Below are 12,971 nucleotides of genomic sequence, written 5' to 3' on the forward strand. Positions count from 1 at the left end.
GGGCGCGGCTGACCGCGCCCCGGTCGCCCCGGTGCCCGCTACTCGTCGGTCGAGGTCACTTCACACAGACGGCCTGAGCGGTGCCGTGTCGGGTTTGCGGACTGTAGCTGTTCTCGAAGCCGACCACCCAGGTCGAACCGCTCGTGGGGTAGGAATCGGCGATCGTCGACTCGCCGGAGTCGAAGAGCCCGCCGCTCTCGAAGCCTCCACCGCTCAGCACCGACATGCCCGGCGGGCACGAGACGGCGATCGACCGGTACACACCCGGCTCGATGTCCACGAACGGGCCCTGCACGACCTCGAACCTCTCGAAGCCGCTGCCGCAGACGCCGGACGCCTGGGCGTTGAAGGAGTTCGACGGGGAGAGATTGGTGACGTTGGCCATCCATCGGTCCCACTGATCGACATGGCTGTCGGGGTCCCGGCTGTTGTGCGGCTCCGAAGCCCTGATCGCGATGGGACCCACGGTGGAGTACGACACGCCCCCACCGAGGATGACCATCCCTGCCGGGCACTGCGGGGAGAACGCGTACTGACTGGACCCCGTGTCGACCCGGACCGGGGCGCCGGTGACTTGATGCCGGTTCAGGCCGTTCGCGCAGACGGCGTAGACGGTGAAGCCCCCGTCGCTGCCGCCGGGTTCGGTGTCGAAGCGAACCCACACGTTCCAGCCGGAGCCGTCCGGCGCGGGCGTCGAGTCGGTGAGCAGCATGCGGTTGAGGAACCCGTAGGCGCCGCCACCGAAGGCGTACGTGCCCGCCGGACACGTGGCCGAGGCAGGATTGCTGGTGCCGCGCGGCACCGTGCCTGTGCCGGTGACGATCTGGTACCCGCCGATGGCGTTGCTCCCCGCCGTGCTCGTCGTGGGTGCGGGCAGCGGCTTCCCGGTCTTGTGCGCCGGCGTCGGCGCCGGCGCGGTGCCGGCCGAGGCGACGCCGCCGGCGGCGACGGTGACGGCCAGGGCCACTGCGGCTATCGCGGTGCGGGTCGATCGAATGAACGACACGATGAATCTCCCCCTTTCGGTCTTTACGTGCGATGTCCGGTCGGCTACCAGGTACAGGTCAGGGTGAAGTCGTCGAGGCGCACCCATTCGCCGTCGTATCCTCGGCCGCTGTCGCTCACGGTGAACCGGACGAAGACCGACTGATAACCGTAGAGCCGGAACGGGTTGGACTGGACGCGCTGATACCCCGTGAAGCTCAGATTCCGGGTGATGTTGTCGATCAGATTGCCGGACGAGTCCCACACCCCGACGGTGATCTCCCGGCTGCGGTCGTTGAGCGGATTCGCGAACACCTGGGCCGCGCAGTCGCTCGCCCCGGCGTCCCCCGTGGACACCCAGATGCCCTCGGCGGCGAACCCCTGGGTTCCCGCGTTGAGCCATCCGTTGTTGCTGCCGGAACGCGCGTTGTTCAGACCGAAGTCGAAGCCGGTCGCCGCGTTTCCGACGGTCTCCCTGATCCACTTGCCGGACGGGTTCGACTCGAACCCGTCCTGGTACTGCCGTAACCCGGCATGGGCCGTTCCGGTGCCGGTGATCAGGAGCGCGGCCAGCGCGACGCCGACGGTCGACCAGCGCATCGTCTTCGTGGATGTCGTCATGTGGTTTTCCTCGTTTCCCGTGTCCGCTTCTCAGCGGTCGAATGACGCGACCGTCGACTCGATGCTCGATCGACTCGCCCGGGGCTCGACATCCCCAAACCTGGGGAGGGCGCGGGCGCGGTCAGTGTCCGAGAATGGCGCGCAACTCGTCGCGACCGCTGACGCCGATTTTGCGAAACACCGCCTTCAGATGGGTGTTGACGGTGTGCACCGATACGTCGAGCGCGCGGGCGATCTGCTTGGGGGCCGCGCCCGAGTGCAGCTGGCGGACGACCTGGCCCTCGCGGGCGGTGAGACCGTGCCAGGCCGCGAACTCGGGCAGGACGCGGGTGCCGCAGGCGTCCTGGAGGAGCACGGCGACGTCGCCCGTGCCGTCCGGGTTCAGGGGCTGGGCGTGCACGGCGACGCGGCGTCCGAGGAACGCGGCGGGACTGTACGCCACCGGGCGGGGCGCGGTCGGGTCGATCGCGTGGCGCCGCGCGGCCAGGGCGATCTCGCGCATCGACACGTCGGGCATCCACTCCGGGGCCAGGCCGCGTGCGGGGGAGATCTCCCGGAGCCACGCCCGCCCCTCGGCCGTGACCGAACGCACGCGATCGTCGGGGCCGACGACGACGATCCCCGCGGGCAGGTACGCGTCGCCCGCACGCGGCAGTTCGGCACTCGCGTACCCGCGCAACAGGGCGATCATCGACGGGGCGATCAGGGTCAGTCGCCGCGCGTCGTCGTGGTCGAACGCCGTGCCACCCGCGCTGCGCAGCAGGGCCAACAGGCCCCACATGCCTCGGCCGTCCCGCAGCAGCAGGCGCGCCTCGCTGCCGGCTCCGTGCGCCGTCAGGGTCTCCAGCGCGCGTCGATGCCCCGGCGTGGAACGGTCGTTGCCACCGAGCAGCCCCACCGGTTCCGGCAACCTGGCGATGTCGACCGGACTGAACGGGTCCGCCCCCAGGTAGGAGTCGAACAGTTGCGCCCGTGCCAGATCGGGACCCAGGCCGTGCAGGAATCCGAACGAGACGGCCCCGGTGACGGGGTTCATCCCGGACAGCCGCAACCCGTCGTGGGCCACCCACGGATGGAGCGCCTCGGAGACTCGCGCGGCCAACTCGTCCCGGACGAAGCGCTCGCCCGCCGCCGCGCGCAGGGTCCGAGCGAGTCGGTCCGGGGCCTCACGCCTCGACACCGTCGGTTCGAGCCTCGATGGCGCGGAGCACGGCGACCATGTCGCTCGCCCCGTGTCCCAGGGCGACGGTCTCGGCGAACAGCGCGTGACAGACGTCGAGCAGGGGCGAGGCGACGTCGGCCTTCGCGGCGGCCTCGGCGATCAGTCGGTTGTTCATGAGCACGTCCAGGGCCGCGGCCTGCGCGGCGAAGTCGCGGGCGAGCAGCTTGGGCGCCTTCATCCGGGACACGGCGCTGGCCATCGGACCGGCGTCGAGCACGTCCAGGAACTGCCGCCGGTCGAGCCCGTGCCGGTCGGCGAAGTGGAACGCCTCGGTGAAGCCGGTGACCATGGTGATCAGGAAGAGGTTGACCGAGAGCTTCATGACCAGCGCGTTCGGGACGGGCCCGCACGTGAAGACCTCCCGACACACCGGCGCCAGCAGCGGGCGCAGCGCCTCGACGGCGTCGGGATCTCCGGCCGTCATGGCCACGAGTTGCCCGGCCTCGGCGGGCACGCGCGAACCGGAGACCGGCGCCTCGACATAACCGCCGCCGGCCGCGCGGATGTCGGCTTCGAGGCCGCGCGAGTAGTCGGGTGAGGTCGTCCCCATGTGGACGATCGTGTGTGCGCTCACCCGCTTGTGGAAGGCGGGGGTGTCGCGGCCCAGGACGGCGTCGATGGCGGCCTCGTCGGCCAGCATGAGGATCACAAGCCGCGCCCGTTCGAAGACTTCGTCGGGACGCGCCGCCACCTCGGCGCCGGCCGCGCGCAGCGGCTCGGTCTTGGCGACGGTGCGGTTCCAGACCACGAGCGGTGTTCCGGCTCGGGCCAGGTTGAGCGCCATGGGTTGTCCCATGAAGCCGAGACCGATGAAACCGACGTCCACCATGTTCAACCACCATCGTCCCTGGCCGCTGACCTCGTCTTCTATGACGAGTGTCATAGTATCGGGAGAATGCGATGATCGTCTGCGGTACGTGGGCGAGGGGAGGTTGGCATGGCGGAGCGGGGACCGCGTGAGCGGATCGTGTTCAGCGCGGCCCAACTCATCCGGCGCGACGGTGTGACCGGAACGGGCGTCCGGGACGTGGTCGAGCATGCGCACGCGCCGCGCGGGTCGCTCCGGCACTACTTCCCGGGCGGCAAGGAGCAGTTGGTCAACGAGGCCGTGGCCTGGGCCGGGCGCTACGCCGAGAGGCGGATCGCCCGCTTCCTGGCGGAGATCCCCGAGCCGCTGCCGAGTCTGCTCTTCGCCGCCATGGTCGGGCAGTGGGTCGACGAGTTCGAGACGGCGGGCTTCACGGGCGGCTGCCCGTTGGTCGCCGCGACGGTGGACTGCTCGCAGACGGCCGACTCCACCCGGACGGCGGTGGCCGCGGCGTTCGCCCGCTGGAACCGACCGGTGGCCGCGGCGCTCGCCGACATGGGCGTACCCGGCGCTCGCACGGAGGCTCTGGCGACGCTGACGATCAGCGCGCTGGAGGGCGCCATCCTGATCGCGAGGGCGGAGCGGGATGTGCGGGCACTCACGACGGTGGCCCGGGAACTGGGGCCGCTTTTGGATGCGTGTGTGGTGGGGGTGGATGAGGGCGGGGGGTGAGGGCGGGCGGGGTAAATCGCTCCGGGTTCGTCAGAGACTCGTGTTTGTGGCGATAACCTGCCGCTTTGGCTGTCTTTGGTAGAGCCCGGCTTCGTATTCGGCGGGTGGGACGTGGCCGATCTCACCCTGGAGGCGGGTGTGGTTGTACCAGTCGATCCATTCGGCGGTGGCCGGCTCCACAGTGGTCAGGGTGCGCCACGGGCCGCGGGGTCGGACACGACCTATTTACTCACGCACGGAGAATTACGGCATAAAACTACACTTACCGAAGCTTTTCCGGAAAATCCATCTGCTCATCAGCTAGGACTCCGCCCAAGCTGTAGGTGCCGAATATTCCATCCGCGCAGGTCACGCGGCATGTCGGTATTTGTGGAGGGTTCCGCCGAGCCGGTCGTGTCGGCGTATGGCGAGGTGCGCGATCCGACCCGGATCGGTGATCGGCTCGGGCAACGCCCGTAGTGGCGCCGCCTGCTGGAGCGTTCGGTGCGGCCGATGCCGGTTGTAATGCTGTTCGAACTCGCGTAGCACCTGGAGCAGATGCCGTTGGTTCCATATGAGCGTCCGGTCGAGGAGTTCATGCCGGCAGGTGCGGACCCAGCGTTCCATGCCCGCGTTCATCCTCGGTGCGCGCACGGCGGTGAGCACGGTGCGGATGCCGGCGTCGGCGAGAACGTCGTCGAACAGGGCCGGGAACTTGCCGTCCCGGTCTCGGATGAGGAACGCGGCCTGGGCGCCTGCTTCGTCGAGGTCCATGACCAGATTGCGGGTGGCCTGGGTGACCCAGGCGGCGGTGGGGTGCGGTGTGGCGCCGAGGATGCGGATGCGGCGGGTGGCGTGTTCGATGACGGCGAGGATGTACTGGCGCTGCCCGGTCAGGGTGACGGTCTCGATGAAGTCGCAGGCCAGGATCGCGTTGGCCTGGGAGCGCAGGAAGTCGGCCCAGGTGCCGGCGCCGCGCCCGGGTGCGGGGTCGAAGTCCTCGGCACGGAGGATCTCCCAGACGGTGGAGGCAGCGACGCGGATCCCGAGCAGCGCGAGTTCACCGTGGATACGGCGGTAGCCCACGACGGATTCTCGCGCGCGAGCCGGAGTACCGGAAGCCGAATCGAGCGGACGGTCGGCGGCCGCCCGGGGCGTTTGGGGAGGGATGCGGCCGCGGGGCGGCGCACCAGGTCGCGGTGCCGGCGCAGGACCGTGTCCGGACGGACGGTCAACCGCACCCGGCGCAGCGCCGCGCGGGGCAGCGGGTGGAGCAGTGCCGCGAGCCAGGCTCGGTCCGGCGCGTTGAACCGCGGCCGTGTGCCCCCGAGCTGTCGCTCGAGGACGGTCAACTGGTGGCAGAGCGCGAGGATCTCGACGTCCTTGTCGCGGTCGCTCATCGGGAGCAGCCGCAGCGCGGCGAACGCGTTCGTGACGGCGAAATAGGCCAGAGGCAGAAGCATGGACGATCATGCTGCCGCAGTCGTGATCATGCCCGTGACACGGGCCGACGACACCGCCCGACAGCAGCCCTTACAGGGCTCTCACCTGCACGGACGAGTTTTCGGCACCCACAGGCCGCCGAGAGTGCGGTGTGCGCGGCCCGGTACGCGATCACCTTCCTGGCGACCAGCTCGTCCCGCACCACTGCGGGGACGCACACGCGGTGTTCGGTTCGAGCGATCGCGCGGATCACATCGTACCGATCGCTGTCGATGTCCGCGTAGAGGATGTTCGAGTCGAAGAAGACGACCGCCACGCGGGCACCCTACGGCCACCAGGCGCCACGGTCGCGCGGTTTGCCCGAGACGGCATGATCCGATGCCCCGTGGACCAGGCAGGAGTTGGGGGCCGCGTTCGCTCGCTGCGGCGAGTCCGAATCCTCCGGATCCGGAACAGCGGCGGTTCATACGAAAACTCGACACGGCCGGTTTCGGGGTTGGTGAGGCATGCGGAGTCGCGGACATCAGCGTCCACCATGGTTCGCCGGGCCCACGTATGCCGTCGGCATCTCGTTGGCCACGCCGGCCGATGTGGCTCGCGAACCGACGAGTTCTCGCGAACCGCCAAGATCCACGAGACCCCGCCACGAACCGCGAGACCTTACGCATGCGTGTGGGATCTCAACGGCCGTGTCTCTTGGCGATGCTGTGACCTGCGGCTTCAGGTTGTGTCCTACTCCGCGTCCCAGCGGATCAGTCTCACGAACGTGGCCCTTCTCGGGCCCGGGGCTGCGCGCCAGGGTTCACCACTCAGGTGATCATGAGCCGGCGTCCTGTCGCGTGATTGCCCGCGCCGTGCGGGCGGCCTTCTCCTCGGTGTCCGAGAGGACCGCGTCTCCCACACCGAACAAGCCCAACCGCAGGAAAACCGCCAGGCCGTGCGCGGCAGCGGCGATCCTGAGCAGCAGGTCGAACGCAGCGTCCGGGTTGGAGGCGAGTTGTCGGGCCACCGGCAGAAGGAGGCGGGCCACCTCGTCGCCCGCCGTGGCCAGTTCGGCGAACCTGGACTTGTCGAGTCCCGCATTGAAGGACACATCGAACAGAGCAGGTTCCTCGGCGGCGAATCTGACGTACGCCGCCGCGAAAGACGCCAGTTGTTCAGCGGGGTCCTCGATACCGTTCACGGCCGCGGCGAAGCGATTCCGCTGCTCGCGGTAGCCCTGTGTGGCGACTTCCGCCAGCAGCGCGTCCCGGTCGGTGAAGTGCTTGTACGGCGCCGCGACGCTCACTCCGGCCCGGCGGCTCGCTTCGGCCAGGGTGAAGCCGTGCGGACCTCGCTCGCCGACGAGCTCCAATGATGCCCGCAGGAGGGAGTTGCGCAGGTCGCCGTGATGGTGGCCGACGGGACGTCGAGAAGCGGGAGGGGCCATGCCGGTAGGTTAACATCGCTTACCAGGTAAATGACATTAACCACGGGAGGTCCGTTGCCCGTTTTCACCACATCAGCCTCTCGGTCGCGGACCTTGCCGTGCAGGAAGCCTGGTACGCCGACGCGTTCGGACTCACGCAGCTGGAAGAGCGTCTGGAGATGCCCGAGGTGGGAGTCCGTACCGTCGTTCTGAGTGATACGGCGGGCCTGCGGGTGGAGTTCGTCGAGCGGTCCGGCTCGCGTCCCGTCTCGCACACCGACGCTTTCGCCGCCACCGCCGTGCAGACCTTCACCCACCTGGCTCTTCAAGTCCCCGATCTCGACGGCGCGTTCGCCCGCCTGACGCAGGACTGCGGCGCCGCTGCGGTGTCGCACCCTGCGCCCGGCGCCAGTGAAGGCATGCGCTACGCGTACGTCGCCGACCCGGAGGGGAATCTGCTGGAGCTGATCGAGACGCCATGAGCAGGTGCGGGTCCGGGGCGGCGCGACACCGCGCTCATGCGGAGGGATGGGGCACGTTGACGTCGAGCACGGTCGCGCGGAGGACAGCGGCCACACGCGTCACGGCCTGGGCCGGCGGGGCGGGCAGGCGGGCCAGGAGCAGGCGCCGCTGTTCTTGCGGGCCGCCCCGGACGGGGAGGACCCGCACTCCTGGAGGCGCGGCGGAGACGAGCGAGGCGGGGAGGGTGGTCAGTCCGCACCCTGCGGCGACGAGGTGGAGTTTGGCCAGCCAGTCGCGGGCGGTGTGGACGATCTCCGGGCGCTCGTCCAGGCCGGGCCACACGCCCATCAAGCGGTCCTCCCCTGATGAGGACCCGGCGATCCAGCGCTGCCCCCGCAGATCGGTCACGTCCACGTATGTGCCGCGGGCGAGGGGGTGCGTGGCGGGCACCGCGAGACACAGGGGGCGTTCGGTGAGTGTCTGCAGTGCCAGTGGGGGCGACTCGGTGTCCGGCGCGCGGAACGGTGGCGCCGAGGCGAGCAGGGCCAGATCCAGGCTGCCCGCCCGCAGGGCGCGCACCAGTGCCGGGGTGCCGCCCTCGCGGCCGACGACTTCGAGCCCGGGGTCGCTCTCACGCAGTGCGGCAAGGGCTCGGGGCACCAGCACGGCACCGGCGCTGGGCACCCAGCCCAGACGCACCGTTCCGGTCTGCTCCGGCAGGCCCGACAGTTCCCTGGCGGCCGCGGCGATCTCGTCGAGCACGACCGTCGCGCGGCGCATGACGACGCGGCCGGCGGGCGTGAGCCGAGCCCCGTCGCGCCGCCGTTCCAGCAGCTCGGCGCCTGCCGCGCGCTCGATGGCGGCGATCTGCCGGGAGACCGCGGACTGGGTGTAACCGAGCGATGCCGCGGCAGCGGTGAAGGTTCCCTGTTCGGCCACGGCCCGCAGGACGCGCAACGCAGTCAGTGACACATCAGTGAAGTCCATGATGTTTACGCATGCTAGCTGTTCCAAACTTTCGTTGGACTCATGGATGACGGGTTCCTAGCGTGGACGCATGACCACTTCACGCATCGCCCTCGTCACGGGCGCCAACCAGGGGCTCGGCCGGGCCTTCGCCGAGGGGCTGGCGGCCCGCATGGATCCGCGGGACCTGGTCCTGCTCACCGGTCGCAGTCAACAGCGTGTGGCGGACGCCGCCCGGGAAGTGGGCCGGTTGTCCGCCGCCCGTGCCCGGGTCGAGGGCCGGGTCCTGGACGTCACGGACTCCGACGCCATCACCTCTCTCGCCGAGGACCTGCGGGTTCGCCACGGAGGGGTGGACGTCGTCATCTCGAATGCGGTCGCCCGGCTGCTCCCCGGGGAGTCGCAGTCGGAGCGGGCCGATGAGTTCATCGACGTCTCCAACACCGCCACGCACGCGATGCTGCGCTCCTTCGGACCGGTGCTGCGTCCCGGTGGGCGCATGCTCGTCGTGGCCAGCAGCCTGGGGACGCTCGGCCACCTCGACGGTCGGCTGCACCACCTGTTCGACGACGCGAGCCTGGACCAGGTCGAGTACGCCGTGGAGTCGTGGCGCAGCGCCATCCACAACAAGACCGCGCAGGAGGCCGGCTGGCCGCTATGGCTGAACGTGCCCTCGAAGGTGGCCCAGGTCGCCGCCGTGCGCGCCGTCGCCGCCGAACGCCGCGCCCGTGACCTGGCCGATGACACGCTCGTCGCCGCCGTCTGCCCCGGCATGGTCGACACGGCGACGTCACGCCCGTGGTTCAGCGACTACGGCCAGGCGCAGTCGCCCGCCCGGGCCGCCGAGGCCGTCCTCGATCTGGTCTTCGCCGAGCACGTCGACCCCACGCTCTACGGCGAACTGGTGCGCTTCGGCCAGGTCCTGCCCTGGCACGACGGCACGCCTCCGGTCGAGCAGGACGCGATGCTCGTCCCCTGAGCGCACCCGACCTCACCGACCGGCCGCCGCGCGTCCGCGGCACCCGTGGCCGCTTCAACATCCGGCCTTTCAGCAAGGAGTCCCCTCATGAGTGCCCTCACCACTCCGTTCGGTTTCGCCAGCACCGCAGGCGAGGTCGTGTCAGGAATCGATCTCTTCGGCCGCCGCGCGGTCGTCACCGGTGCCTCCTCCGGCATCGGGGCGGAGACGGCCCGCGCCCTGGCGGCCACGGGTGCGGCCGTCACCCTCGCCGTGCGGGACGTGGCGGCGGGCGAACGCGTCGCCGAGGACATCACCGGATCGACCGGCAACCAGGACGTGCAGGCCGCGCGCCTGGACCTGACCGACCCCGCGTCCATCACGGCCTTCACCGCCGCCTGGCAGGGCCCGCTGCACGTCCTGGTGAACAACGCGGGCGTCATGGCCTGCCCCGAGCAATACACCGAGCAGGGCTGGGAATGGCAGTTCGCCACCAACCACCTCGGCCACTTCGCCCTGGCCACCGGATTGCACGGAGCGCTGGCCGCCGACGGCAACGCCCGCATCGTCGTGGTGAGTTCCACCGGCCACCAGCATTCGCCGGTCGTGTGGGACGACATCGACTTCGCCTTCCGCCCATACGACCCGTGGCTCGCCTACGGACAGTCCAAGACGGCCAACGTCCTGTTCGCGGTCGAGGCGACCCGCCGCTGGGCCGACGACAACATCACCGCCAATGCCCTGATGCCGGGCGCCATCTACACGAACCTGCAGCGGCACACCGGCGGCCGGGGCAGCGGCCGCGTGCCCGCCGAGCTGATCAAGACCGTCGAACAGGGCGCCGCCACGTCCGCGCTCCTGGCCACCTCGCCTCTGCTCGAAGGCGTAGGCGGCCGCTACTTCGTCGACTGCAACGAGACCGAGATCGTCGACCGCCGCTCCGGCACCCTGCACGGCGTGGCCCGCTACGCCGTCGACCCAGCGGGCGCGCGGCGCCTGTGGGACCTGTCGCAGGACCTGATCACCGGCGCCGCGTAGCCGGGACGCGTCCCGGCTGGACCAGCTGCACCTGCCGGTCCGGGACCGCCGAATGGATACCGGTGGACGCCTCCCGCATATAGGCCCCGCGCAGCTCGTGCGCCCGCTGGTACTCCGGTGTCGCGAGCGCCCCGCGCATCGCGGACTGCGAGTCGAAGCCGATCCGCACGATGGCGTCGATGGGCTCCTCCACGCCAATGGAGTGGTGAGCAGATCCAGAGAAGCAGCCAACGCCACAGACCGACGCGACCTGCGCGGCGAGCTCGTCGCCGCCGCGGTGGAGATGCCGGCGCAGCCGCAACCCGTCGCCGTGCCGTCCCTGCGCTCGATCGCGCGGGCCTGCCACGTCGCCCCGTCCGCGGTCTACTGCACCCCGGCGCCTACCAACTGCTGTTCGAGAGCGATGACCAACTCCCGGCGACCCGCGCCGATCACGGCCCGCGCCTGCAGCGGCGCATCGTGGAACTCGCCCACCGTGTCGATCCGCAGGCCTCGTTCGCCGCGGCGCTCCTGCCGTGGTCGGCCTGGCACGGTGTCGTCTCCCTGCGCCTGCACAAGACCGAGTAGGACTGGGGCATGACGCCCCACGAGGCCAACCGGCGGCTGGTGGCCGCCCTCACAACTCGCCACTCCTCATACGAATCCTCTGCCGAGAACGGTTCCCAGCACCATGCCCCCTGACTCCCACACCGCCGATTCGCCAGCCTCGGCGTGCTCCATCAGCCGGGTCGAGCACGCCCTGAGGATTCTGCGCGGCCGATGGAAACTGCTGATCATCCATCACCTGCTGGTCCGCCGGCCGCGCCGCTTCTCCGACCTCGAACGGGCCATCCCGCAGGTGACGCAGAAGATGCTCGTCCGGCAACTGCGCGCGCTGGAGAGCGACGGCGTCGTGCGCCGCATCGTCTACGACGAGGTGCCGCCCCATGTGGAGTACGAACTGACCCCGGCCGGCGCGGAGTTGGCAACGGCACTTTACGCCCTGCACGACTGGGCGGAACGGTCGTGCAGCGCCGCCTCCGGGGCTGGGGAGGCGACCTGACGCGCCCCGTCACACCGTGGCGAAGGTGTCCATCCAGATGATCTCCAAGGTGCGGTGGACGATGCGCCATCCCTCCGAACGCCGCTCCAACCGGTCGACGAAGAAGCCCGTCTGGATGAGATTCCAGCCCTGCCCGTCGGTGTCGCCCTTGTGCGTGTGCAGGTGCTGGGTACGGGCGACCGCGCGGTCGCCATCGATGTCGACAGTGGAAAACCCCTGGAAATGCTGCCACTTGAACAGCCCGCTCATCGATCCGTCGGGTGCGCGCATCACCTCGACGAGGTCCCTGTAGGGGATGTCCTTCAGCCGCGCGCCGCCGGCCACCGAGTAGTCGACGCGAGCCTCGGGTGCGAACACCGAGTCCCACTGCTCCAGGACGTCGTTGTCGCCGTCGTGGTGCAGGTCCTGACCGAGGCCGTAACGCACCATCAGGTCCTAGATCTCGATGCGGTCCTCCAGGTACTGAAGGCGCTGCTCAAGAGAGTGTCCGCCGTTCTGCCGCGTTGCGTTGGTCGTCATGGCCGCACCGTACGACGGCATGACTTGTCGCTGGAAGTACTGACAAAAAAGTGCGTATAGGGATGAGAGACCCCTCACGTGTCGGGTCACTGCCGATCCGGAGCATCGGCCCGCAGCAGCGACAGCGTCGTGTCGAGAGCCGCTTCGAGGTGGGCGATGCCGCCGGTGGCCATCAGGATGGTCACCCCGCCCTGCACCGCGGCGACGAGTGCGGCCGCCGTCCGGTCGGCGTCCAGCCGGCGGTCGATCTCTCCGGCCTCCTGCATGGCCAGGACGCCCTCACGCAGGGCCGCCTGCCAGGTACTGATCAACCGGCCCGTAAGTTGCCGCGCGGCCGGGGTGGAGCGGCCCAGTTCGGTGATCAGCACTCCCAGCGGGCAGTTGACGCCCTGCCGCTCGTAGCGCCGCAGCACCGCGTCGCGCCAGTCCTGCCAGGCCGACCATGTGCGCAGGTCGGAGAGGTGGGGCTCCTGGTCCTCCAGGACGCGGTCGGCCTCGCGGGCGGCCACCGCGAGGAGCAGCTCCTCCTTCCCGCCGGGGAAGTAGTGGAAGATCTGGCTCTTGCTGGTCGCGGTGCGGGCGCGGATGTCGTCGAGGGTCGTGTCGGCGGCACCTCGCTCGCGGATCTCCTCGGCCGCGCCCTCGACGATGCGCCGCCGGGTCTCCCTGCCCTTGCGGGTCAATCGCTCCGCTCCGTCTACGCCGATGGTCACGGGTGCCTCCCAGGGCTCCAGGATTGGACTTGCCGGTCCATTTTATGCGAGGGACAGTAGGCGGCATCCGAAAGAG

Annotated in this window: 17 protein-coding genes and 1 pseudogene; 6 read left to right on the forward strand and 12 right to left on the reverse strand. The window is 69.9% G+C overall.

Annotation, left to right across the window (positions count from 1 at the left end):
- Positions 1-55 precede the first annotated feature (55 nt).
- From ACWGR4_RS40545 to ACWGR4_RS40560, 4 genes are all read right to left on the reverse strand, one after another.
- On the reverse strand, positions 56-1,006 hold the full coding sequence (locus tag ACWGR4_RS40545; RefSeq protein WP_452132192.1) for a hypothetical protein: 951 nt from the start codon (positions 1,004-1,006) through the stop codon (positions 56-58).
- Between the two features lie 44 nt (positions 1,007-1,050).
- Entirely contained in the window at positions 1,051-1,605 is a 555-nt protein-coding gene (locus ACWGR4_RS40550; protein WP_452132193.1) for a hypothetical protein, read from the reverse strand.
- A gap of 121 nt (positions 1,606-1,726) precedes the next feature.
- The gene (locus ACWGR4_RS40555; RefSeq protein WP_452132194.1) at positions 1,727-2,785 is read right to left on the reverse strand and encodes a helix-turn-helix transcriptional regulator; all 1,059 of its coding nucleotides are present in this window, start codon (positions 2,783-2,785) and stop codon (positions 1,727-1,729) included.
- Entirely contained in the window at positions 2,772-3,653 is an 882-nt protein-coding gene (locus ACWGR4_RS40560; RefSeq protein ID WP_452132214.1) for an NAD(P)-dependent oxidoreductase, read from the reverse strand. Before ACWGR4_RS40560 ends, ACWGR4_RS40555 begins: the two co-directional genes overlap by 14 nt.
- A 111-nt stretch (positions 3,654-3,764) precedes the next feature.
- Between ACWGR4_RS40560 and ACWGR4_RS40565 the strand changes: the two genes are divergently transcribed.
- Positions 3,765-4,367 carry a TetR/AcrR family transcriptional regulator gene (locus tag ACWGR4_RS40565; protein WP_452132195.1) on the forward strand — a complete coding sequence of 201 codons (603 nt, stop codon included), beginning with the start codon at positions 3,765-3,767 and terminating at the stop codon, positions 4,365-4,367.
- A 30-nt stretch (positions 4,368-4,397) separates the two neighbouring features.
- Here the strand turns inward: ACWGR4_RS40565 and ACWGR4_RS40570 are convergent, their stop codons facing one another.
- The 4 genes and pseudogenes from ACWGR4_RS40570 to ACWGR4_RS40585 all read right to left on the reverse strand — a co-directional run bounded on the left by ACWGR4_RS40570 (position 4,398) and on the right by ACWGR4_RS40585 (position 7,218).
- The gene (locus ACWGR4_RS40570; protein WP_452132215.1) at positions 4,398-4,592 is read right to left on the reverse strand and encodes an IS3 family transposase; all 195 of its coding nucleotides are present in this window, start codon (positions 4,590-4,592) and stop codon (positions 4,398-4,400) included.
- Between the two features lie 123 nt (positions 4,593-4,715).
- Positions 4,716-5,809, reverse strand: a pseudogene (locus ACWGR4_RS40575) (integrase core domain-containing protein).
- 26 nt (positions 5,810-5,835) lie between these two features.
- Positions 5,836-6,105, reverse strand: coding sequence for a PIN domain-containing protein (locus tag ACWGR4_RS40580; protein ID WP_452132196.1), 270 nt, complete (start codon positions 6,103-6,105; stop codon positions 5,836-5,838).
- A 501-nt stretch (positions 6,106-6,606) separates the two neighbouring features.
- Positions 6,607-7,218: a TetR/AcrR family transcriptional regulator gene (locus ACWGR4_RS40585; RefSeq protein ID WP_452132197.1), complete on the reverse strand. Its 612-nt coding sequence runs from the start codon at positions 7,216-7,218 to the stop codon at positions 6,607-6,609.
- 71 nt (positions 7,219-7,289) lie between these two features.
- Between ACWGR4_RS40585 and ACWGR4_RS40590 the strand changes: the two genes are divergently transcribed.
- Complete coding sequence (locus tag ACWGR4_RS40590; protein WP_452132216.1) at positions 7,290-7,679, forward strand: VOC family protein; 390 nt, start codon at positions 7,290-7,292, stop codon at positions 7,677-7,679.
- Between the two features lie 34 nt (positions 7,680-7,713).
- Here ACWGR4_RS40590 and ACWGR4_RS40595 read toward each other — a convergent pair whose 3' ends face one another.
- Positions 7,714-8,646, reverse strand: coding sequence for a LysR family transcriptional regulator (locus ACWGR4_RS40595; RefSeq protein ID WP_395797690.1), 933 nt, complete (start codon positions 8,644-8,646; stop codon positions 7,714-7,716).
- A gap of 70 nt (positions 8,647-8,716) precedes the next feature.
- Between ACWGR4_RS40595 and ACWGR4_RS40600 the strand changes: the two genes are divergently transcribed.
- Positions 8,717-9,604, forward strand: a complete 888-nt coding sequence (locus ACWGR4_RS40600) for an SDR family NAD(P)-dependent oxidoreductase (RefSeq protein WP_452132198.1) — start codon at positions 8,717-8,719, stop codon at positions 9,602-9,604.
- A gap of 87 nt (positions 9,605-9,691) precedes the next feature.
- Positions 9,692-10,621 carry an SDR family NAD(P)-dependent oxidoreductase gene (locus tag ACWGR4_RS40605; protein WP_452132199.1) on the forward strand — a complete coding sequence of 310 codons (930 nt, stop codon included), beginning with the start codon at positions 9,692-9,694 and terminating at the stop codon, positions 10,619-10,621.
- Here the strand turns inward: ACWGR4_RS40605 and ACWGR4_RS40610 are convergent.
- Positions 10,605-10,814, reverse strand: a complete 210-nt coding sequence (locus tag ACWGR4_RS40610; protein WP_395797684.1) for a hypothetical protein — start codon at positions 10,812-10,814, stop codon at positions 10,605-10,607. The two genes, ACWGR4_RS40605 and ACWGR4_RS40610, sit on opposite strands and share 17 nt — an antisense overlap.
- Between ACWGR4_RS40610 and ACWGR4_RS40615 the strand changes: the two genes are divergently transcribed.
- Both ACWGR4_RS40615 and ACWGR4_RS40620 read left to right on the forward strand, forming a co-directional pair.
- The gene (locus ACWGR4_RS40615) at positions 10,739-11,188 is read left to right on the forward strand and encodes a TetR-like C-terminal domain-containing protein (protein ID WP_452132200.1); all 450 of its coding nucleotides are present in this window, start codon (positions 10,739-10,741) and stop codon (positions 11,186-11,188) included. The two genes, ACWGR4_RS40610 and ACWGR4_RS40615, sit on opposite strands and share 76 nt — an antisense overlap.
- Positions 11,189-11,291: 103 nt before the next feature.
- Positions 11,292-11,663 (forward strand): winged helix-turn-helix transcriptional regulator, encoded by a 372-nt coding sequence (locus tag ACWGR4_RS40620; protein WP_452132201.1) that lies wholly within the window; start codon positions 11,292-11,294, stop codon positions 11,661-11,663.
- Positions 11,664-11,672: 9 nt separating this feature from the next.
- Here the strand turns inward: ACWGR4_RS40620 and ACWGR4_RS40625 are convergent, their stop codons facing one another.
- Together ACWGR4_RS40625 and ACWGR4_RS40630 are read right to left on the reverse strand one after the other, a co-directional pair.
- A complete protein-coding gene (locus ACWGR4_RS40625; RefSeq protein ID WP_452132202.1) occupies positions 11,673-12,092 on the reverse strand; it encodes a nuclear transport factor 2 family protein in 420 nt (139 codons plus the stop codon).
- A 176-nt stretch (positions 12,093-12,268) separates the two neighbouring features.
- The gene (locus ACWGR4_RS40630; protein ID WP_452132203.1) at positions 12,269-12,895 is read right to left on the reverse strand and encodes a TetR/AcrR family transcriptional regulator; all 627 of its coding nucleotides are present in this window, start codon (positions 12,893-12,895) and stop codon (positions 12,269-12,271) included.
- Positions 12,896-12,971: the final 76 nt, after the last annotated feature.

The sequence above is a fragment of the Embleya sp. NPDC055664 genome (assembly GCF_053618075.1).